The sequence below is a fragment of the Domibacillus sp. 8LH genome (genome assembly GCF_038806185.1).
Taxonomy (GTDB): domain Bacteria; phylum Bacillota; class Bacilli; order Bacillales; family Domibacillaceae; genus Domibacillus; species Domibacillus indicus_A.
Window position 1 is genome coordinate 332,680 of sequence record NZ_JAVJNG010000001.1, and the last position, 21,662, is coordinate 354,341.

Consider the following 21,662-nt stretch of genomic DNA (forward strand, 5'->3'; position numbering starts at 1 on the left):
TCACGCCAAAGTCAGCGGCAATCGTGCGCTGGCTACGGAACGACAAGTCAGGATACTTACAGGAAATGTCGCGCAAATAATCCAGCAAATGGATGAGCTTGCGTTTTCAGGCGGCAGACAGATCGCTCGCTTCGATATTGCGAACATGCTAGTTAACTACGGTTCTTAGTTCTTTTACGTTTTTGAATTTTGCAAAATATGATTTTTGTATTTTATCGAACACAATATCGATCATTTTGAACGGCTCCTTTTATGGACACCGCAAGCAAATAAGTACGTACGTTCTGTCATATGGACAGACAGGCAGAATTTGCCTAAAGCCGAAATTTTTGATAGACTGACCTTACCACGGGTGTCATCGTTGTTTCGGCAACGGTGGCCTTTTTGTTTTCTTTAAAATTTCCAGTTATTGAATGGCAAGTGTTGCTGATACTTCTTAGCGATCTCATTATGTTTAAAGTCTAAATACGCCTTCATCGTCACATCCGCGCTGCTATGTCCGAGAATCCGGCTTAGCGTCACAAAATCCCCGCCGTTCAAAAGGTAATACTTAGCGAAGTTATTCCGTAACTGGTGAGACTGTATATCCGGTATTCCAGCTTCTGCCCCAACCTTTTTTAACGATTTTTCAAACACATTGGCGTCGATCATATTACCGCGAGTTGTCGGGAACAGATACGCGCTATTACTAAAGCGGTCACGATAATGAAGTCACCGCCTGAGGTCCGTTGAAAGTCTATCTGAAAAGAAAACGTACCGGTCACGATGATTCTTCGGATTGATAATGAGGACAGAACGATTATGGAAGTCAATATTTTCCGGCTTGAGTTGTGTACACTTGCCTGCCCTCATGCCTGTATCGAGCATTAGACGGGTCATTAGCCAATTTCGATACCCGTGGAAGGTTGTCAGATCAAACGTCTGCAACAGCCTTTTTATTTCGTTTGGTGCCATTAGTCGCTTTTGCTTGCGCTGAAGCTTTATGTTCGGCACTTTATTGGCCGGATTTTCCTTTAACTCGCGTTCTTCAACGAGGAAATTAAGAAATACTTTAATATTGCGTAGATAGTTTGCGATCGTCGTATCGCTTATCGGCTTGGCTCGGTCTGTGAGGCCGTCCGGGTTGTTTTTATTCTTGGAATATTCGTCTGCAACGACGGTATACTTTCCCCTGTCGCGCAAATACTGAATGTAGGAACGGATATGTGCCGTCTTAATTTCGGCTGGCTCCGTTATGTTATAGTGGTTGCGCAGGTAAGCCGAGAAGAGTCTTAACGACTGTTCATAGCTTGCCTTTGTTTTGCGCGTGAAGTTTTTTGAATCGCAGTATAGCATGTAGTTATCGATTTGAAATTCGATTTCATTAAACAAAAAAAGCGCCCCCCTTTTACGATAAAGAGGTACGCGTTAATTGCCGGTCAGTTCACCGAATATTTATCGGGTCACAACAGCAGTTTATCGGTCATAAGTGTGCGTTGTCTTGACGGCTAAAACCGCGTCACGACGGCTTTCAAGAAGCCATGTATTCAATGCGGAGCTTATCTGCCACCATGGCAATGAATTCTGAATTTGTCGGTTTGGCCTTGGATACAGATACTGTATACCCGAACAAAGCCGCAATGGATTCCATATTGCCGCGGCTCCAAGCTACTTCGATCGCATGCCGGATCGCCCGTTCCACCCGGCTTGGTGTTGTGTTGTATTTCCGGGCAATTTCTGGATAAAGTACTTTTGTGATTGAGCCAAGCAGTTCAATGTCATTAAATACCATTGTAATTGCTTCGCGCAAATACAAATAGCCTTTTATATGCGCGGGTACACCGATTTCATGAATCACTGCCGTAATGCTGGCGTCAATATTTTTCTTTTGCTTTTTCGGCTCTTCTTTTCGTTCTACATGGCGCATCGGCTGTTCTGCACCGGCCACCTGGCGGATTTGACTGATTAAACTTTCCATGTCAAATGGCTTCAGCATAAAGTAGGAAGCCCCCAGATCAACCGCTTTTTTCGTTACATCTTCCTGGCCGAATGCGGTCAGCATAATCACATGAGGCTGCTTCTGGCCGCTTGCCCGGAGACGCTCAAGTACAGCCAGCCCGTCCATATGCGGCATAATAATGTCTAAAATTAACACATCTGCTTCTGTTTCCGGCAGCATGCCGAGACACTCCTGCCCATTAAATGCCGTTCCTGCAACTGTCATATCTTCCTGGCTTGTTATCACTTCTTCAAGCAGCTGTACAAGCTGCCGGTTATCGTCCGCAATTGCTACCTTTATTTTACTCAAATCATTTCCTCCTCACTTCTCAATCCTTAAGGCGATGCTCCATCCATAAGGTTATTCTAAAGGTTTTTTCGACAAAGCGAAATGGATTCCTTTAAAAAATTCAAAATATTTATTTTACACCGTTTTCTGTCATTTTTCGACTTTCTTTCCAGAAAAAATTCGCCAAAAAAAGAGCGCAGCTGCGCTCTACAACACTCCGGCATCTTTAAGCATCCAGTCAATGTGGACACCGTATCCGGAAAGTGGATCGTTCACAAAAACATGCGTAACAGCTCCAACCACCCGGCCATTTTGTAAGATAGGGCTGCCGCTCATTCCTTGAACGATACCGCCTGTTTTTTCAATTAAACGGGGATCGGTCATTTTAATAATCATGCCTTTAATGGCTGGCTTTGACTGCTCAACCGTGCGAACAATGGAAATATCGAATGTTTCGATTTTATTGTCCTTTGTCACCGTCCAAATTTGCGCCGGTCCTTCTTTTACTTCATCCGGATGCGCCGCCGGATACAACTTTGTTCTGCTCAATTCGCGATCCAGCCGTCCAAACAAGCCGAATGGCGTATTAGATGTGACCGTTCCCCATCTCTCTTCTGTAGGAATCTCAGCCGCTTTCTCTCCCGGAATCCCTTCCGTTGCACGCTTGATTCCAGTTACGTGGGCAGGGTAAAGCGTACCTTTAACAGGTGCAAACGGCTTTCCTGACTGCACGTCGCTGATGACGTGGCCAAGTGCGCCAAATTTTTTCGATTTTGGTTCATAAAACGTCAATGTCCCAATTCCTGCGGTTTTATTTTTAATGTATAAGCCCAGCTTTGAACTTTTTGTTTCTGTATCCTTGATCGGTTTTACTGAAAGACTCAGCGTTTTCTTGCCGCGTAACACTGTGAGCTTTACGGAGGTTTTTCCATCAGCCGCTTTTTGTACATACGGCCGAATGGCTTGAGGTTCTGTTACTTTGTGGCCATTTATACGTGTAATGACATCACCTGGCAGGAGACCTGCTTCTTCACCTGGAGAAATACGGTTTGTATCTGTTTGGATAAAATGAAAGCCGACTACATAAAGCCCTTTTGTTTCAAGCTGTACACCAACCGACTGTCCGCCGGGTACAACAAAAACACGTTCACGCTTTTCCTCTGCTTTTAAAAAGCCAGCCGATTGCAGCAGCTCTGTCTCTGTCTGCTCTGCCTTCGTGACGGCTCCATCTGCCGTCCAAAACGTAAACAGTAGTAAAAATGAAAAAAGACCCCGACTTACTACCGCCATCCCACTCCCTCCTTTTCATCCTGCGTTGTTACTTTGTCCGGAGGTGCGTGTTCTTATAACGGTAATTAGGGGGCTAGATGGATGGCTTTTCAAACAGCCGATTGCTTTAATTTTGCAGATAGAGCCAGCAGCTCTTTCGCATGTTTTTTCGTTAAGTCGGTCATTTCTACACCGGAAATCATACGGCCGATTTCTGCCGCTTTTTCTTCTTCATCCAGAGGTGTTACAGACGTGCTTGTCCGTTCCCCTTCCAGATTCTTTTGAATGTATAAGTGTGTATCGGCCATCGCTGCTACTTGCGGTAAATGCGAAATGCACATCACCTGCGAATGAATGGCAATTTTATAAATTTTTTCGCCAATGGCCTGGGCAACCCGCCCGCTTACACCTGTATCGACCTCATCAAAAATGATGGAGGTAATACCCTGGTGTCTTGAAAAAATCGTTTTCATTGCCAGCATCACCCTGGACATTTCCCCGCCGGAAGCAATTTTCACAAGCGGCTTTAACGGTTCTCCCGGATTGGTGGTCATGTAAAATTCAACCTGATCCATTCCGTCTCTTTTAAATTGCCCGGATTCATTCACTACATGTACCTTAAAAACGGTTTTTTCCATATAAAGTTCTTTTAGTTCTCTGTGAATCGCTTCTTCAAGCTTCACGGCTGCTTCGCGGCGAAGAGAGGAGAGCTTTTCTCCTTCCTTCTGTACAAGAACTTCCACTTCGGCCAATTCTTTTTGAAGGCGGTTTACATGCGTATCACGGTGAGTCAGCTGATCAATTTCTTTGGCAATGGATTCTCCGTATTGTAAAATTTCATCAATAGTGGATCCGTATTTACGCTTGAGCTGGCTGATTTCATTTAAGCGGCTTTGAATTTCATTTAGCCGCTCTGGATTAAACTCAAGTGTATCAAGCAGTGAACTCACATCCCGCACGGTATCTTCAAGTACATAAAAGCTGTTTGCCGCAGATTCGTGAAGAGCTTTGTATTCTTCATGAATGTCGGCAGCGGATTCGAGCCCATTCACTCCCACTCCGAGCCAATCCAGTGCTCTGCCTTCGCCGGATAAGGCATTGTATGCTTCAGACAGCGCTCCGTATAATTTTTCAAAGTTCGCCAGCTGCTGGCGTTCTGCTTCCAGTTTTTCTTCTTCGCCAGGCACCAGCGCCGATTTTTCAATTTCATTGAGCTGAAATTGAATCAAATCGAGCCGGTGTGCCAGATGCTGGTCGTTTTCACTTAAACGGCGAATCTCAGCTTGTAAATGCGCGTAGCGCTCATATACTTCTCCATACTGTGCACGTGCGCCCAAAACAGCCGAACCGCCAAAATCGTCTAGCAGCCGAATGTGGCTTCCTGCATTCATTAATTCTTGATGCTCGTGTTGTCCATGAATATCCATCAGACGGGCGCCTATTTCCCGGAGAATAGACAGCGTCACCATTTTTCCATTGACCCGGCAGACGCTTTTACCTGCCGCGGAAATTTCCCGCCGTAAAATGATGGTCTCTTCATCCACATCGATGCCGAACTCCCGGCAGACTTGGGCACATGGATGCTCACTATGAATTGTGAACATCCCTTCGATTTCCGCCTTTTTTTCTCCATGACGAACAAATTCGCCTGAACCTCTTCCGCCGGTTAAAAGCTGAAGGGCATCAATTATAATCGATTTCCCTGCTCCTGTTTCACCAGTTAATACCGTGAGTCCCCGTTCAAATGAGAGCGCCAGGGAATCAATGATGGCGAAATGGCGAATGGATAATTCCTGAAGCACAATCGGTCACATCCTTATTAAAGCATTTCTAAAAAGCGAGCCGAGACAACCTCTGTATGCTCTGGCGCGCGGCAAATAAGCAGGCATGTATCATCGCCGCATATCGTTCCCATAATTTCTTCCCAGTCCAGATTATCAATAAGCGCTCCGACAGCCTGAGCATTGCCTGGCAGGGTTTTCATAACGACAAAATGACCAGCTGAGTCAATGCTGACAAAGCTGTCTACAAGCGTTCGTTTTAGTTTTTGCAGCGGATTAAAACGCTGGTCCGCAGGCAGGCTGTACTTATAACGCCCATCCATTAAAGGCACCTTGACAAGGTGAAGCTCTTTAATATCGCGCGATACCGTTGCCTGTGTTACATTATATCCTGATTCACGCAGCAAATCGACAAGCTCGTCCTGCGTTTCGATTTCATTATTGGCAATCATTTCTCTAATTTTTATATGTCGTTGTCCTTTATTCATATCGTTCACCTCATAATGTATAATTATACTTTCTTATACATTATCATACTGTATCTAATTTAAAAAGTATAGAAAAAGCGGCACGTTTCCATTTACACTTACGGAATCGGCCGCTTTTTTGGAGCTGAATCTGTTAGCTTTTTTGGTTAAATTCCTCATGTGCAGCTTTAACGGCTTGTTCAGGTGTAATAGGCAGCTTGATATTTCCGCTTTTTTCTTCACCTGTCCAGCGTATATGCAGCAGAAATTCGATATTTCCGTCTCCGCCTGTAATCGGTGAATGGGATAGATTGATGATATCGTACCCCAGTGAGGAAGCCAGCTGTACGATTTTTTCAATAACCGCCTGGTGTACTTTGCGATCACGCACAATCCCTTTTTTGCCTACTTCTTCACGCCCTGCTTCAAACTGGGGCTTTACAAGGGCCATCACATCAGCACCCGGCACAAGCAATGTTTTTAAAACAGGTAAAATGAGGGACAGCGAGATAAATGATACATCAATAACAGCAAAATCCGGCATGCCCCTCTCCAAATCCGCCGGTGTTACATAGCGGAAATTTGTTCGTTCCATGACGACTACACGCTCATCCTGCCGAAGCTTCCACGCTAATTGATTGTACCCTACATCAAGTGCATAAGACATTTTTGCGCCGTTTTGAAGCGCGCAGTCAGTAAAGCCGCCCGTTGAAGCACCAATATCAATTAACGTTTTGTCTTGAACGGTCAAATCAAACACCTGCAGTGCTTTTTCAAGTTTTAAGCCGCCCCGGCTTACATAAGGCATCGTTTTTCCTTTTATTTCAAGCGGAGCATCAACAGGAATTTTTTCCCCAGGTTTGTCGATTCGCTCTTCATTAGAATAAACAATTCCTGCCATAACAGCGCGTTTTGCTTTTTCTCGTGTTTCAATTAATCCTTTTTCTACAAGCAATACATCAATACGTTCTTTTTTTGCCATGTTTATGCACGTTCCTCTTGCTTTTCCCGAACAAAAGCAGCTACCCGGCGAACCGCTTCTTCTTTCGTTAAATCGATTTCTTCAAGCAGCTTACCCACACTGCCGTGTTCTATAAATTGATCCGGGATTCCCATTCGGTCAATGACCGCACCGTGATGGCCTGCCTCGTGTGCATACTCAAGCACAGCACTGCCAAATCCGCCTTCAAGCACTGCTTCTTCAATCGTTAAAACCGGCATCTTTTGCGCGAAAAGAACATTCAGCATGTTATGATCAAGCGGCTTAATAAAGCGTGCATTCACTACTTTTACGCTGATTCCGCGGGCTTCAAGCTTCTCTGCCGCTTCAAGCGCCATCGGAATGGTTGTCCCAAACGTTAAAATAGCTGCATCGCTGCCTTCCCTGATCACTTCCCACGATCCGATTGGAATAACCCCAAGCTCTGGATCGATTTCCACGCCAAGCCCGTTGCCGCGCGGGAAGCGCATCGCAATGGGCCCACCGTCGTACTGAATGGCCGTATTTACCATATGGCGTCCTTCATTTTCATCTTTTGGCATCATCAGCACCATATTCGGCACATGACGGAGGAATGCAATATCAAACACTCCCTGATGTGTTTCTCCATCCGCTCCAACGAGACCGGCGCGGTCAATGCCAATAAATACATTTAAATTTGGCCGGCATATATCATGAACGACCTGATCATAGGCGCGCTGCAAAAATGTTGAGTAAATGGCGAGAAACGGCTTCATGCCCTGTGTGGCAAGGCCGGCTGCTACGGTTGCCGCGTGCTGTTCGGCAATCCCAACATCAAACATCCGATCCGGAAATTCGCCTGCGAAACCAAGCAGTTTTGACCCGACCGGCATAGCTGGTGTAATCGCCACAATACGCTCGTCTGTACGAGCAAGCTCCCGGACTGTCTCGCTGACAACCGCGCTCCAGGCAGGCGGTTCACCGCTTGCTTTAATCATATCGCCGGTGTCCATTTTATAAGGGCCGGTGCCATGCCAGGAACCAACCGTATCCGTTTCGGCCGGCTTGTATCCCTTTCCTTTTTTCGTGATCACATGCACAAGGACTGGCCCTTCTGTCCGCTTCGCCTGCTCCAGGCTTTTAATCAAATCATCAAAATTGTGGCCGTCAATGGGACCGAGATAAGTAAATCCAAATTCTTCAAAAAACATGCCCGGAACAAACATATATTTCAAGCTGTCTTTCATGCGCTCCGCTGTTGAAGCTACTTTCCCGCCTACAGCTGGAATTCGCTTGAGCAGCACTTCCAATTCATCTTTAAGCTTATTGTATTTGCCGCCAGTTCTCATTCGGCCAAGCATATTATGCATCGCTCCAACATTCGGCGCGATGGACATTTCGTTATCATTTAAAATAACAATCATATTGGTTTTTTCATGGCCAATATGGTTAAGCGCTTCGAGTGCCATTCCGCCTGTTAGAGCGCCGTCTCCAATAATAGGTACGATATGATCGCCTGACTTTTTTAAATCACGGGCAATTGCCATACCCATTGCCGCAGACAGCGATGTTGAACTGTGGCCGGTTTCCCATACGTCATGCTCGCTTTCAATCGTTTTCGGGAATCCGCATAGACCCTTGTATTGCCGCAGCGTATCAAATTTGTCGGCACGTCCGGTTAAGATTTTATGAACATAGGACTGATGTCCAACATCAAATAAAAATTTATCTTTTGGGCTTGTAAAACAGTGATGAAGGGCAATCGTTAATTCAACAACTCCAAGGTTCGGACCGATGTGTCCGCCTGTAACCGACAATTTTTCAATAAGAAATTTACGGATTTCTGAACTCAGCTGCTCCATTTCATGCACATTCATTTTTTTCACAAAAGATGGGTCTTTAATGGATAATAGATCCAAGTGGATCAGCTCACTTTCCTGACTGTTTCAGTTTTGGTTAAAATGTACCGCTATTATAGCACACGCTCAGAGTGCTAACAATTTTCGGCATTTTACGACGTGCGTTTGGCAATCAAATCCGCAAAGGCTTCGAGAAGAGGTGCTGGTCTTTTTAATGAGGCAAGGGCAGATTGCGCTCCCTGCAGCTCTTCCTCTAATTTCTTTTTGGCTCCTGCCATTGTCAGCAGGGACGGATACGTACTTTTTTCATTCGACTCGTCACTGCCGACGGGCTTGCCAATCTCTTCTTCAGTGCCTTCAATATCCAAAATATCGTCCCGGATTTGAAAAGCAAGGCCGATATGGCGGGCATAGGTCTCCAGCAGCGCTTTTTCCATTTCGTCCGCCCCGCCGATCAATGCGCCGGCCATTACACTAAAAGCAAGCAGACGGCCCGTTTTATGATGGTGAATATATTCAAGCTCTCCGAGAGACAGCTTTTTTTGTTCCCCTTCCATATCCGCCACTTGCCCGCCGACCATTCCGGCCGGTCCTGCTGCAAATGACAGCATTCGAATCAGCTCAACCGCCTGCTCCGGCGAATACGCTTCGGAACGCGCAATCACTTCAAATGCGTACGTTAGGAGGGCATCTCCCGCTAAAATAGCGGTTGCTTCACCAAATACTTTATGATTGGTCGGCTTTCCTCGCCGCAGATCATCATCATCCATTGCCGGCAGATCATCATGAATCAGCGAATACGTGTGAATCATCTCTAGCGCACAGGCTGCATCAAGGCCGGCGTCCGCTTTTTTACCGTACGTTTCAAGCGCCGCAAACAGGAGCATGGGACGGATTCGTTTGCCTCCCGCTTTGAGTGAATAGATCATTGCTTCTTTAAGCGAACCCGGTGCCTGCAGCGCGTCTATCCGTTCCATCATATGCGCTTCAAATAACGGCAGCTTTTCTTCGATGTATGTTTTAATATTCGTCATGCGTCTTCACCATCCAGCAAAAATGGCTGGTCGCCGTCATTGGTTACAAGCTTAGCCAGTTCTGTTTCCGCTTTTTTCAGCTTGCTGTGGCATAAAGCAGACAATTCCATTCCGCGTTTATACTCTTCGAGCGCTTCTTCAAGCGGGACATCCCCTTCTTCAAGGCGGGCTGTTATTTTTTCTAGTTGTTCCATTGCTTCTTCAAAACTGATGTCTTCACGTTTCATCTTTGTTCCTCCCAATTGAATCAACCTGTGCGTAAATGGTGCCATCTGTCATCTGCACATGGATGCGGTCTCCTTGTTGTACGTCTTGAACCGTTTTGATTAATTTTTTCTCTTCACTGTATACGAGGCTGTACCCTCTTTCCATCACTTTCAGCGGGCTAAGCGCTTCTAGCATGGCAATATGACGCCCAAATGTCGATTTTTTTTCGTTTACAATCGACTGAGTCAGCCGGTATAAGCTTTTTTTCAATTTCTCAAGCTGCTCTGTCTCATATGCAATGCGCGGGCCGGGTCCTGTTCTCGACAGGCGGAACGACGCATGCTGCACTGTTGTTTTTTTGCGGTCAATTAAAGCGTTGGTGCTGCGGATAAGCTGCTCATGCAGCCGGTCTGCCCGCTCAAACTGCTGCCTGTAAAGCGCTTCTGGATTGCGCATCACGTATGAGTTCATTACGGCTTGATGACGATTCCGTGAAGAGCGGACCATTTCTGAAGCTGCCCGCATCAGACGGCTTTCTTTTGCTTTGATCCGTTCCGATACTTCCTCCACATGGGGAACCGCCATTTCCGCAGCGGCTGTCGGTGTTGGTGCGCGCAGATCTGCTGCAAAATCGGCAATAGTAAAGTCGGTTTCATGGCCAACAGCAGAAATAACCGGAACCTTTGAAGAACGAATCGCCCGCGCAACGGCTTCTTCATTAAATGCCCAAAGCTCTTCGATAGAGCCGCCGCCGCGCCCGGCAATCACCACGTCCGCCCGGCCATCCTGGTTCACTTTCTGAAGCTGCCTGACGATCGACTCAGGTGCACGCTCTCCTTGAACAAGCGCAGGATAAATGAGCACTTCCGCTGATGGATAGCGCCGGTTAATGGTCGTTAAAATATCCCGAATCGCTGCACCGGTTGGAGATGTCACAACGGCGATAACGGATGGGTACGCCGGAACCCGGCGCTTTGCCTCCGGACGAAAAAGCCCTTCCTGCTCAAGCTTTTTTTTCAACTGCTCAAAAGCCGCAAACAAATTCCCAGCGCCTTCCTGCTGCATCGTTTTTACATACAGCTGGTACTGCCCGCTTGATTCATAAACGGTGGCATCCCCTGTTAAAATTACTTCCATCCCGTTTTCCGGCCGGAACGCCAAATGCCGGGCAGATGCGGCAAACATAACCGCCATGATACGCGCACTGTCGTCCTTTAATGTAAAGTATAAGTGCCCGCTGGAGTGGTGCTTTACGTTTGAAAGCTCGCCTTTTACAGACACATTTTTCAAATGCGGATCCGCATCAAATTTTCGCTTTATGTATTTGGTTAATGCTTTAACAGTTAAATGCCGTCCTGGTTCCATTTCCGATCACCTTTTTCTGTCCATTAAAAAACTGTCTTTCCGATTATAACATGATCGAAAAGACAGTTTCATTCATCTGCTATGAATTTATTTCGCTGCGAATGCTTTCGCTGATTTGACTGTATTGTAAAGAAGCATTGTAATTGTCATCGGGCCCACGCCGCCTGGCACTGGAGTAATCGCACCCGCTACCTCTTTCGCGCTGTTAAAATCTACATCGCCGCACAGCTTGCCTTCTTCATTGCGGTTAATGCCGACATCAATCACAACAGCGCCTGGTTTTAAGTGGTCTGCTGTCACATAATTCGGAATGCCGACAGCCGCGATTACAACATCAGCCTGACGGGTGATCGCCGCTAAATCTTTCGTGCGGGAATGGCAGATTGTGACGGTTGCGTTGTTCATTAAGGAAAGAAGAGCAGCTGGTTTGCCGACAATGTTGCTGCGTCCAATGACCACTACATGCTTGCCTTCAAGCGAAATATGTTCTTTCTCGAGCATCTTCATAATTCCGTATGGTGTACATGAATAAAACGAGTCTTTACCGATGACCATTTTACCAACGTTTACAGGATGAAAGCCGTCCACGTCTTTTTCAGGTGAAATGGCGTCAATGACCTTGTCCTCAGAAATATGTTTAGGAAGCGGCAGCTGCACAAGAATGCCATGGATATTTTTGTCACGGTTTAATTCATCCACTTTTTCTAAAAGTGCTTCTTCCGTGAAATCGGCTGGAAAACGGTGTACTTCCGAGTAAATGCCAATTTCTTTGCTGCTTTTTTCCTTGCTGTTTACATACGTATGGGATGCCGGATCATCTCCGACGATCACAACAGCGAGTCCTGGTGTTGTACCTGCTGCTTTCATTGCATCGATTTCTTCTTTTAATTCTGCACGAATGTCTTTTGCAATTGCTTTTCCGTCAATAATAGCTGCCATTGAAAATCCCTCACTTAGTCCATTGATTGATTAATTTTTGATAAAACGCCATTAATAAATTTACCGGCTCGTTCATCACTAAAATATTTCGCCAACTCAATTGCCTCGTTCACGGCTACTTTTGCTGGAACATCGTCTGAATATTGCATTTCATATACAGCGAGACGTAAAATATTCCGGTCCACTTTTGCCAAGCGGTCAAACGACCACTTTTCCAGATTATTTTTAATAATTGTATCGATTTCCTCACGGTGCTGTTCCACTCCCGTGACGATTTCACGCAAGTAACTGCTGTCGCTGTCGCTGTCCTCTAATACGTTTGCAACTGCTTCCGCTGACTCCGCTCCACTTAAATCCATTTGATAAAGAGCCTGGATGCCCTTTTCCCGTGCCGTACGTCTGTTCATTCGATTGCTCCTTTTTGTTTAATGCCTTTTTGATCATAGCATAAAAAAGCGCCGTGGAAAACATACGAAAAACGCTCCGGCAATGCCAGAGCGCTTTTTCACTTATACTTCATCCTGATATTCAGGTTCCGGCTGTTTCGTTTCAAATTGTATCCCAACAATATGAATGTTAATCTCGTCAGCTTCGAGTGCCGTCATGTTGAGAAGTGTCTGGCGGATTCCTTCCTGCATCAATTTGGCAACACGCGGAATCGATACACCAAATTTCACAACACAATAAACATCTACTTTAATGCCGTCTTCCGTTAAATCAACCCGGACACCTTTGCCGTGGTTTTTCTTTCCAAGCCGTTCCACTACACCCGATGCAAAGCTTCCGCGCATTTTTTCAACGCCATCCACTTCTGATGCAGCGATACCGGCAATCACTTCTATCACTTCAGGAGCAATTTCAATACGGCCATGGCCGCCCTCTCCATTGCTCATTTCAAGTACTTGATTTACAGATTGCTGTTCCGACATTTTAAGCACCTCCGGATTATGATTGAGTTTGCATTACATCATGGATTTCAAGAAATTTCGTATTGAAATCTCCGCTTACAAACACTTCATGCTCAAGCAGCTTCTGATGAAACGGAATGGTTGTATGAACACCTTCAATCATAAATTCTGAAAGCGCCCGCTTCATCCGTGCAATCGCTTCTTCCCGGGTTTTCCCGTGAACAATTAATTTCGCAACCATTGAATCATAATAAGGCGGAATCATATAGCCTGGATACACTGCAGAATCGATCCGTACCCCGAATCCGCCCGGCGGAAGGTATCCTTCTACTCTTCCTGCAGACGGCATAAAATTCTTTTCCGGGTTTTCTGCATTGATCCGGCATTCAATCGCCCAGCCGTCAAATGTGACGTCTTCTTGTGTCAGTGATAATGTTTCACCGGAAGCGACCCGGATTTGCTCCTTGATCAAATCAACGCCGGTGACCATTTCTGTGACAGGATGCTCTACTTGAATACGGGTATTCATTTCCATGAAATAAAATGTGCCCGCATGCGCATCATAAATAAATTCTACCGTGCCTGCCCCTGTATAATCAACTGCTTGGGCTGCTTTAACGGCTGCTTCACCCATTTGGGCTCTTGTTTCTTCGTTCAAAGCCGGAGACGGCGTTTCTTCAAGCAGCTTTTGCATACGGCGCTGAATTGTACAGTCACGCTCACCCAAATGAATCACGTTTCCATGCGTATCAGCCAGCACTTGAATTTCAACATGACGGAAATCCTCAATGAATTTCTCTAAATACACACCTGGATTGCCGAAAGCAGTCGCTGCTTCCTGCTGCGTCATATTAATGCCTTTTTCCAGTTCCGCTTCATCACGGGCTACGCGGATCCCTTTTCCGCCTCCGCCCGCTGTCGCCTTGATAATCACCGGATATCCGATTTCGGCAGCAACCTTCAGTCCTTCCTCAATATCTTTAATGATCCCATCTGAACCAGGAACAATCGGCACTCCTGCTTGTTCCATCGTATCGCGCGCTACGTCTTTTGTTCCCATTTGCGTAATCGCTTCTGGCGACGGACCGATAAAGGTAATATTCAACTCGCGGCATAATTCCGCAAAGCTTGCGTTTTCTGCTAAAAAGCCGTAACCGGGATGAATGGCGTCTGATTCTGTTAACTTCGCTACGCTGACAATATTGGTAAAGTTCAAGTAGCTGTCTTTCGAAGCAGTCGGGCCAATGCAGTACGCTTCATCGGCCAGTTGTACATGTAGCGCTTCGCGGTCTGCTTCTGAATAAACCGCCACTGTGTCGATCCCAAGCTCCCTGCAGGCGCGGATAATTCGAACCGCGATTTCTCCACGATTGGCAATCAATACTTTTTTAATCATCGCAAATGCTCCTTTATTCCGGTTTCACCAAGAAAAGCGGCTGGCCATATTCAACAAGCTGGCCATCTTTTACAAGGATTTCAACAATTTCTCCGCTCACTTCTGCTTCGATTTCATTAAACAGCTTCATAGCTTCCACAATACAGACAACGGAGTCCGGCTGAACCTTTGACCCTGCTTTTACATATGCTTCTTTATCCGGCGATGGCGATTGATAAAACGTTCCGACCATTGGTGAAGTAATTTTATGTAGGCTGGAATCATCCGCTGCTGATTTTGGCGCTTCTGGTGCCGGTGTTTCCTGCATAACAGGCGCGGCTGGCGCTTCCGGTGTAACAGATACTTGCTGAACGTGTGATACCGGTGCTGCAGCATATGTAGTCGTTCCTGTTGATTTTTTCATTTTCAGCTTACTTCCTGCTGATTCAAATACAAATTCATCAATTCCTGATTGATCAACCAGTTTGATTAATTCTCTAATTTCTTGTACTTTCATGTACAGAGCACCCCTTTTAGGAAAAAAATAAACGAGCCGTTTTTACATAACAAAAAAGCTCCTTTTCTCATTTTATCTTTTTTTCGTCAATTAGCAAATATAGAATCTAAATGAAAGGAACCCGCTTTACGAAAAGCGGGAGGCTTTTTTTATTTTAAGGGTTCAAATTCTACCGAAACAGGCATTTTGTCGCCCATTTCCTCTTTGGCAAGCCGAATCAGCTCATTGGCGGCTTCGGTGGAATGGCTGTCCGCTTTGACGGTAATCCGAACTTCTCCATCCATTGTTCGTACGAGTGCGTCTTCATACCCTTTTGATTTAATCACCGTTTCAAGCATCCGCTCGCTTGCAGCCTGCTCATCGAGCTCCTGCATCGTTGTATAAGCTTCATCTTTTGCTTCCGCTGACAGGTCCGCAGAAGCTACTTTAGCGGTTAATTCTTCTTTTAAGCGGCTGCGCTCTTCTTCCGCTTCAAGCCGGATCATTTCAAATACTTCATCCGTTGGCGTTTCTTCGACGGCTACATCTACTTCTTTTTCCGGTTCTGACACTTTTTCCTCAAGGGTAGAGGCTGGCAGCAGCTTCTCCGGACCAGTCATATAATACACACCAAGCACAGCCGTTAAACTAACCATTGTAAACAGCCAAACCGTTTGTTTTTTCGGCATTAGTTTTTCCCTCCTGATTTTCCGGGCATGACGGCTACGCGGTGCACCGGAACACCAAGCACCCGTGTGACCGCCTCTACCACCCTTTTTTTGACTTGAGCCCGTTCTGTCCCTCCGGCAACAATGAGCACTCCTTGAATATCCGGCCTGCGCGTTTCAATCATGACCGGACTTTCTACATCGCCATCCCGCACAAGAGCGATTTGTTCATCCCTCGTGCTTTCACTTTCTCCATCGGAAGAAACAATGTTTTTTTCGTATACCTTTCGTTCAGAAGAAGCCAGGTTTACGACTACTGAAACATCCGAGACACCTTCAATTTTATTTAATACATCTCTTAATTCTGTTTCGTAGCTTTTTTTCCAATCTGCTTCTGTATTCGCAGCAGCAGGCTTGCTTTCTTCTTTCTCAGGCGGTTGTTCCGGTCCGGTTAAATCACTAAGCGCCATCAGTGCGATACCGGCGCCCAGCATGATTGCTGCCCACTTCAGCGGCTTGTCCGCTTTTCCATTTTTCCACCATGTTAAAAGCGATTGCCGGTCAGCCACCTCCTGTTTCCTCCTTTTCCATCACCATATTCAGCTGATGAGCCCCAATATTCCATTTTTCCGTTAAACGGCGCTCAATTTCTTGTTCCGGGCACTGCCCTTTCATCTCTATGTCCACCTGTTTTACTTGCTCTTCTGCCACTTCTGCTTCAACAGTGGTTACTTCACAGGAAGAAAAAGCAGAAACAGTCGCCTGTGCCTCCTGCTGCAGCGCTTGGTTGACATAGGTATCAGAAGCCAGTTCAGAAACACCGGACAACTGCTCGACCTGCTGTTTCGTTTCCTGCTCAAACGAAGAAACGGTTCGCTCATTCGAAAAAGAAAAGGACCAATCAGCAGAAAATAGCGGCTTGACCAGGGCTGCCATGATCACAAGTCCTGCCGCCAGCCTGACATATTTTTTCATCGGTGATTCGGACAAAAACATGTCTACGATAGAAGCGCATAAAAGAAGTGCCAGCACTGATGCAAGCCAGTCAAAAAGCCCCTGCATTTCCTCACCTCATCATGTAAGCGGCATTTCCAGCCGCTACAACAGCGGCCATGAATAGAAAATACATAAAAGACACGAGTGCCAGCGCAGCCAGCATAAATGACATCGTTTTTCCAATAATATCCAGAAGTGACGCAGCCGCTGAGTCACCAAGCGGCTGCAGTACGGCGGCAGATGCCTTATACAGGATGACGAGCACCATTAGTTTTACGACGGGAAAAAGGGCCGTCAGCGCCAAAAGCCCAATGCCGGCCACACCGGCTGTATTGTGAATCATTAAAGCGGCCCCGGAAGCCGTGTCCGCGGCATCCGCCATCATGCGCCCTACAACTGGCACAAACGTACCGCTTATAAATTTTGCTGTTTTGACGGTTAAACCGTCTGCCGCCGCAGCAGTCACGCCCCTTAAAGTCAAAATGGTCAGAAACACCGTCATAAACGCACTGAGAAGCCAGATACTGACTGTTCTAAGGAGTGCAGCAATCCGATCGGCATTGTAGTGGTCGGAAAGCAAACTGACCAGGCTGAAAACAACCGAGAAGATCAAGCACGGCAAAATAATCTGGTCAATTAAAATGCCGGACGCGTTCATCATAAAAAGAAGCAGCGGCGGAAATAAAGCAGCAGAGGCTACAGCGCCGCTTATCGTCAGTAAAGCGATCAAGACCGGCATAAAGGCCATCATGAAAACGGTCATTTGCTCTACCGCACCCGAAATAGACTCGACAGCGAGCCGGAATGTGCCCATCGCCAGTATAAAAATCGGAATCAATACGGCGGCTTCTGCTGTCTTCGTTACCGTCTGCGTTTCCAATGCTTGTCCTACTGTTTTAAGCACAGCTGCCAAAATGGACAACAAAAAAATAATGGCTAAGCTTTGCGCGTGTGTGGTAACTTCGAAAAGCACGTAAGACTTCAATGCCGACATCCAGCTTTCGGGAGAAAACAAAGCAGCTAAATCAATATTTCCGGAATCAAACTCCATTTTTCTTGGCAAAAAAGGGCCGTACAGCTGCTTTAATTCACTCCACCTTTTTTCAAGCGCCGATAAATCCGCTTGCTCCATTATCGGCTGCCATATAGATCCCATGGATCACCGCCCCGGAAGCATGTTTAACACTGTTTCAATCAAAATGGTCAAAATCGGCAGGATAAGCGCCATAATAATAATTTTCCCGGCTATCTCCATTTTTGCTGCAAGAGCCTGCTGACCGGCATCTTTCGCAATATTGGCGATAAATTCCGATATAAAGGCTACGCCGACCGCTTTTAAAACGGTCTCAATATAAAGGGCTTCCACTCCTGCATAGGCAGCCATTTTCCGGACGGCCGCGATCAGTTTGGCCATTTCGTCTGCAAATTGAAATAAAAGAATGCTGCACGTAAACAGGACAAACAGCAATGAAAAACCTGGATTATATTCATGAAGCAGAATGGCTAAAAAAACAGCGACGAGTATAATAGCGGCAATATGAGTAATGGCAATGATTCACCGCTCCTGTCATTGAAATAAAAATACGGATTTGATTTTTTCAAACAGCTGGCCAACAATAGTAGCCGCCATAAATAAAATGTAAACAAATCCAAACAACGTGACCCACTGGGCATATTCTTTTTTTCCAAGCTGGTCTAAAATGGTGTGCAGAAAAGCAGCGACAATGCCAATGCCTGCAATTTTAAACAGTAAATCCACGTCCATATCCATCTATCGACCCACCCTATAGGAGCAAAATGGCTGTCATAAGTCCACACAGCAGGCTGACGGACCGTGTCATGCCGGAAAGCCTTTTTTCTTCGATCGCTGCTTCTTCCCGCTGCTTTTCAAGCTGCTTTAAAACAAGCTGGAGCTTTCTCGCTTCTGCCGTCTGGTTTACAGTCCCCAGCATACAGCCTGCCTGTTCTACAACCTGTAAGTCCCTTTTTTTCAATGCCAGCCCGGTTCCCTGCTTTTTTAAAACAGCGGACCAAAGATCACCGGCACTTTTTTCTGAGACGGCCAGCGCTTCAGCAAATTCTGCAAAAGCCAGATTGGCAGGCTTTTCAATCGTTTGGGAAATAGAGCGCGCAGCCGTTTCCATCGATTCAGCACCATAAGCAATAGAAGACTCAAGCATCATTAGGGCTGTTTCAAACTGGCGAATTTGACGAACACGCTCCCCGTATGACCTGGACTTGTGCCAGCCGATAAACAAGCTCGCTGCGATAATAAAAAGAGCCCCTGCCCACTTCATCCGGCCGCTTGCCTTTCCTTTTTTAAAATCGTAAAGCCATGCTCCTGGTTTACCTCAATATACGTATCAAACAAGCCGCTTTCTTTAATATGGCGAATAACGGGACGACGAAGCGCTTCTTCTAAGGAACGTGCATGAACAGTGGCAATCACCGCAATGCCTGCATGCAGAGCTTCAGAAAGCGCCTGTGCATCCTCTGGCCGTCCAATCTCATCCACAATCAAAACTTCCGGGCTCATCGAACGGATCATCATCATCATGCCTTCCGATTTAGGACATGCATCGAGTACATCTGTTTTCATGCCAACGTCGAGCTGGGGAACCCCATAGAGACAGCCGGCAATTTCAGATCTTTCATCGACGATGCATGTTTTCACCGGCTTTATATTCCGCTTGTCCTCCCCCGTACCCGCAATGCGGGCAATATCCCGCAGCAGCGTTGTTTTACCGGACCTTGGGGGACCAATCAGCAGCGTACTTTTCCATCCGTCTTCACATAAAGATGCCAGCAACGGAAGAGCTGCTCCTTTTTTTTGCTTGGCGATCCTAATATTGAAGAATGATAAGTTTGTCATCGAAGACACCGTTCCGGCTTTTAAAACAGCTTGTCCCGCCAGACCGATTCGATGTCCTCCTTCGATTGTTAAATAACCGCGCTTTAATTGCTCCTCAAGCCGGTATACAGAATGCTTGGTGATTTTATGAACAAACGCGGCACGGTCCTGCTCAGAAAAACAAGTAGACAGCACGTACGGCTTTGGTCCTGACAGCTCTATACGCTGCCCGGTTCGAAGCCGGATTTCTTCAATCGCCGGATCGCTTCTCAAAAGAGGACTGACAGCTTGTAGCGTCGATTCGGGTAAATAAGGGATAATGGTTTTATAGGGCAATCCGCCGCCTCCTTCCGCTCTTTCCACATTGTATGACTGAAGAAGGCATATTATCCATGAAAAAAAACCGCCAAGAGATTGGCGGTTTAATATTTATGAGCGAAATTGCGGCAGCGCACTTTGGGCAAGCGTCCGGTAAGCAATATCGTCCATTGGCGGATTATGAAGGCCTGCACGAACGTTTTGCCAGTACCGGTGAAGCGGGTTTTTCGCAGACAAGCTTCTGGCACCGACAATCCGCATGGCTATATCGGTTACTTCAATAGCCGTGTTGGTTACAAACGCTTTTGCGGCGGCCATTTGCGGACCGATCGGATTCTCTGGTTCCCGGTCATACAGCTCTGCCGTTCGGTACAAAAATTGACGGGCAGCCATCAGCTTGGTTTCCATTTCACCAATAGACTGCTCCATAACCGGCAATTCGCCGATCGGATGATCGAGTGCAGCCGGCGTATAAGAGGCCGCAAACTTGAGCGCATAATCACGGGCGGCACCGGCAATGCCAATGTAACAAGCCGGGATGTGAAGAAGAGACCCTTTTCGGCGAAGCCGCTGGGACTGATCAAGCTTCTCCACAATATAATCAGCTGGAATTCTCACATTCTCGAGAATTAAATCATGGCTCGCTGTTCCACGCATGGCTACACTGTCCCACGTTTCCCGTATGGAAACTCCTTCGGCAGACATCGGTACAAGAAACACAGCTGCCTCTTTTGTCTCACCAATGGATGCAGAGACAAATACGTAATCCAAGACGGGCGCTGCAGAGGTAAATGTTTTTTCCCCGTTGATTACATATTCCTGGCCGTCACGAACGGCATTTGTTTTAAATCGTGCCCCTCGAAGCGGGCTTCCTGCATTGCGTTCACTTGCTGCCGCATTGACCAGTTTGCCGTTTTGGATTTCTTCTACAAGAAAGTCAGCAATCGCCGGGTTCCAGTGCCGGTACTCTGCATATTCCATCAGGATGCCGGTGTGCCAACCAATCGAAAGGCCCGTTGCCCCGCATCCTTTTGCGATCAATTCCTGATGCTGGATAAAATCAACGAGTGACATTCCTCCGTTTTGTGGAAGCATCGCTTTTGTATAGCTGATCTCCTTTAAATCTTTTATATTTTCAAACGGAAAAGAATTCAGCTCGTCTAATGCCGGTTCCCTAGATTGAAAGGCCGGAATCAGCGGCTCGATTTTTTCTTTCATATACAATACGATCGACCTTCTTTCTCTTTATCTTCTTTCATCGTACGAATAAGCAGGACAGAACGCAAATAAAAAGGGCATACCTGTCAGGTACGCCCTAAAAAATCATTATGCACGCGATACGTATGATCCGTCTGTTGTATTTACGATCAGTACGTCACCTTCGTTTACGAAGAACGGCACGTTTACAGTAAGTCCTGTTTCTACAGTTGCCGGCTTTGTACCGCCTGATGCTGTATCGCCTTTGATGCCTGGTTCTGTTTCTGTTACTTTTAATTCTACTGTGTTTGGAAGCTCTACACCAAGTGTTTCTGTTCCAAACATCATAATGGATACTTCCATGTTCTCTTTTAAGAATTTTAACTCATAGTCAATTTGAGATGCTGGAATTTCGATTTGTTCATATGATTCGTTATCCATGAACACATGCTGGTCGCCGTTTGCATACAAGTATTGCATACGACGGTTGTCGATTTGTGCTTTCCCTACTTTTTCACCGGCACGGAATGTTTTTTCCTGAATGGCACCCGTACGAAGGTTGCGCAGCTTTGAACGAACAAACGCTGCTCCTTTTCCTGGTTTTACGTGCTGGAAATCTACAACGCGCCAAATGCCGTTGTCTACTTCAATCGTTAAGCCTGTACGAAAATCGTTTACTGAAATCATGTGTGTTCCTCCTGGGGT

At 46.3% G+C, this 21,662-nt stretch carries 24 protein-coding genes and 1 pseudogene; all 25 read right to left on the reverse strand.

The annotated features are described in order from the left end of the window. Positions 1-393: 393 nt before the first annotated feature. The 25 genes and pseudogenes from RG959_RS01740 to efp all read right to left on the reverse strand — a co-directional run bounded on the left by RG959_RS01740 (position 394) and on the right by efp (position 21,644). Positions 394-1,335: pseudogene (locus RG959_RS01740) on the reverse strand (tyrosine-type recombinase/integrase). 175 nt (positions 1,336-1,510) lie between these two features. Next, positions 1,511-2,287 (reverse strand): sporulation transcription factor Spo0A, encoded by a 777-nt coding sequence (spo0A, locus tag RG959_RS01745; RefSeq protein WP_315695234.1) that lies wholly within the window; start codon positions 2,285-2,287, stop codon positions 1,511-1,513. Between the two features lie 186 nt (positions 2,288-2,473). Continuing rightward, on the reverse strand, positions 2,474-3,556 hold the full coding sequence (gene spoIVB, locus RG959_RS01750) for a SpoIVB peptidase (protein ID WP_342795724.1): 1,083 nt from the start codon (positions 3,554-3,556) through the stop codon (positions 2,474-2,476). 89 nt (positions 3,557-3,645) lie between these two features. Then, the gene (gene recN, locus RG959_RS01755) at positions 3,646-5,337 is read right to left on the reverse strand and encodes a DNA repair protein RecN (protein ID WP_315695230.1); all 1,692 of its coding nucleotides are present in this window, start codon (positions 5,335-5,337) and stop codon (positions 3,646-3,648) included. 17 nt (positions 5,338-5,354) lie between these two features. After that, positions 5,355-5,804, reverse strand: coding sequence for a transcriptional regulator AhrC/ArgR (ahrC, locus tag RG959_RS01760; RefSeq protein WP_251270998.1), 450 nt, complete (start codon positions 5,802-5,804; stop codon positions 5,355-5,357). A gap of 133 nt (positions 5,805-5,937) precedes the next feature. Further along, entirely contained in the window at positions 5,938-6,765 is an 828-nt protein-coding gene (locus RG959_RS01765; protein ID WP_315695228.1) for a TlyA family RNA methyltransferase, read from the reverse strand. 2 nt (positions 6,766-6,767) lie between these two features. Further along, complete coding sequence (gene dxs / locus RG959_RS01770) at positions 6,768-8,663, reverse strand: 1-deoxy-D-xylulose-5-phosphate synthase (protein ID WP_342795725.1); 1,896 nt, start codon at positions 8,661-8,663, stop codon at positions 6,768-6,770. Between the two features lie 92 nt (positions 8,664-8,755). Then, complete coding sequence (locus tag RG959_RS01775; protein WP_242233526.1) at positions 8,756-9,637, reverse strand: polyprenyl synthetase family protein; 882 nt, start codon at positions 9,635-9,637, stop codon at positions 8,756-8,758. Beyond that, positions 9,634-9,864: an exodeoxyribonuclease VII small subunit gene (gene xseB, locus RG959_RS01780; RefSeq protein ID WP_242233525.1), complete on the reverse strand. Its 231-nt coding sequence runs from the start codon at positions 9,862-9,864 to the stop codon at positions 9,634-9,636. The genes RG959_RS01775 and xseB overlap by 4 nt, the downstream gene beginning before the upstream one ends. After that, the gene (xseA, locus tag RG959_RS01785; protein ID WP_342795726.1) at positions 9,854-11,209 is read right to left on the reverse strand and encodes an exodeoxyribonuclease VII large subunit; all 1,356 of its coding nucleotides are present in this window, start codon (positions 11,207-11,209) and stop codon (positions 9,854-9,856) included. Before xseA ends, xseB begins: the two co-directional genes overlap by 11 nt. An 87-nt stretch (positions 11,210-11,296) precedes the next feature. Then, entirely contained in the window at positions 11,297-12,148 is an 852-nt protein-coding gene (gene folD, locus RG959_RS01790; protein WP_315695219.1) for a bifunctional methylenetetrahydrofolate dehydrogenase/methenyltetrahydrofolate cyclohydrolase FolD, read from the reverse strand. Between the two features lie 14 nt (positions 12,149-12,162). After that, on the reverse strand, positions 12,163-12,555 hold the full coding sequence (nusB, locus tag RG959_RS01795) for a transcription antitermination factor NusB (RefSeq protein ID WP_242233522.1): 393 nt from the start codon (positions 12,553-12,555) through the stop codon (positions 12,163-12,165). A 102-nt stretch (positions 12,556-12,657) separates the two neighbouring features. Then, positions 12,658-13,077: an Asp23/Gls24 family envelope stress response protein gene (locus RG959_RS01800; RefSeq protein WP_242233521.1), complete on the reverse strand. Its 420-nt coding sequence runs from the start codon at positions 13,075-13,077 to the stop codon at positions 12,658-12,660. A gap of 16 nt (positions 13,078-13,093) precedes the next feature. Beyond that, a complete protein-coding gene (gene accC, locus RG959_RS01805; protein ID WP_342795727.1) occupies positions 13,094-14,452 on the reverse strand; it encodes an acetyl-CoA carboxylase biotin carboxylase subunit in 1,359 nt (452 codons plus the stop codon). Positions 14,453-14,465: 13 nt separating this feature from the next. After that, the gene (gene accB / locus RG959_RS01810; RefSeq protein ID WP_309087548.1) at positions 14,466-14,948 is read right to left on the reverse strand and encodes an acetyl-CoA carboxylase biotin carboxyl carrier protein; all 483 of its coding nucleotides are present in this window, start codon (positions 14,946-14,948) and stop codon (positions 14,466-14,468) included. A 149-nt stretch (positions 14,949-15,097) separates the two neighbouring features. Beyond that, positions 15,098-15,616, reverse strand: coding sequence for a SpoIIIAH-like family protein (locus RG959_RS01815; RefSeq protein WP_251271006.1), 519 nt, complete (start codon positions 15,614-15,616; stop codon positions 15,098-15,100). Beyond that, a complete protein-coding gene (locus tag RG959_RS01820) occupies positions 15,616-16,164 on the reverse strand; it encodes a stage III sporulation protein AG (RefSeq protein WP_342795728.1) in 549 nt (182 codons plus the stop codon). The genes RG959_RS01815 and RG959_RS01820 overlap by 1 nt, the downstream gene beginning before the upstream one ends. Beyond that, complete coding sequence (locus tag RG959_RS01825; protein WP_315695208.1) at positions 16,157-16,657, reverse strand: stage III sporulation protein AF; 501 nt, start codon at positions 16,655-16,657, stop codon at positions 16,157-16,159. The genes RG959_RS01820 and RG959_RS01825 overlap by 8 nt, the downstream gene beginning before the upstream one ends. Before the next feature lie 4 nt (positions 16,658-16,661). Beyond that, positions 16,662-17,747 carry a stage III sporulation protein AE gene (spoIIIAE, locus tag RG959_RS01830; protein WP_251271009.1) on the reverse strand — a complete coding sequence of 362 codons (1,086 nt, stop codon included), beginning with the start codon at positions 17,745-17,747 and terminating at the stop codon, positions 16,662-16,664. Positions 17,748-17,750: 3 nt separating this feature from the next. Next, positions 17,751-18,059: a SpoIIIAC/SpoIIIAD family protein gene (locus tag RG959_RS01835; protein WP_242233514.1), complete on the reverse strand. Its 309-nt coding sequence runs from the start codon at positions 18,057-18,059 to the stop codon at positions 17,751-17,753. A gap of 99 nt (positions 18,060-18,158) precedes the next feature. Then, positions 18,159-18,362 carry a stage III sporulation protein AC gene (gene spoIIIAC / locus RG959_RS01840; RefSeq protein WP_242233513.1) on the reverse strand — a complete coding sequence of 68 codons (204 nt, stop codon included), beginning with the start codon at positions 18,360-18,362 and terminating at the stop codon, positions 18,159-18,161. 13 nt (positions 18,363-18,375) lie between these two features. Further along, positions 18,376-18,888, reverse strand: a complete 513-nt coding sequence (locus tag RG959_RS01845; RefSeq protein WP_309087539.1) for a hypothetical protein — start codon at positions 18,886-18,888, stop codon at positions 18,376-18,378. Next, on the reverse strand, positions 18,885-19,778 hold the full coding sequence (spoIIIAA, locus tag RG959_RS01850) for a stage III sporulation protein AA (protein WP_342795729.1): 894 nt from the start codon (positions 19,776-19,778) through the stop codon (positions 18,885-18,887). Before spoIIIAA ends, RG959_RS01845 begins: the two co-directional genes overlap by 4 nt. Before the next feature lie 93 nt (positions 19,779-19,871). Beyond that, on the reverse strand, positions 19,872-20,978 hold the full coding sequence (locus RG959_RS01855) for an acyl-CoA dehydrogenase family protein (protein WP_342795963.1): 1,107 nt from the start codon (positions 20,976-20,978) through the stop codon (positions 19,872-19,874). Between the two features lie 108 nt (positions 20,979-21,086). Next, positions 21,087-21,644, reverse strand: coding sequence for an elongation factor P (efp, locus tag RG959_RS01860; protein ID WP_242233510.1), 558 nt, complete (start codon positions 21,642-21,644; stop codon positions 21,087-21,089). Between the last annotated feature and the right edge of the window lie 18 nt (positions 21,645-21,662).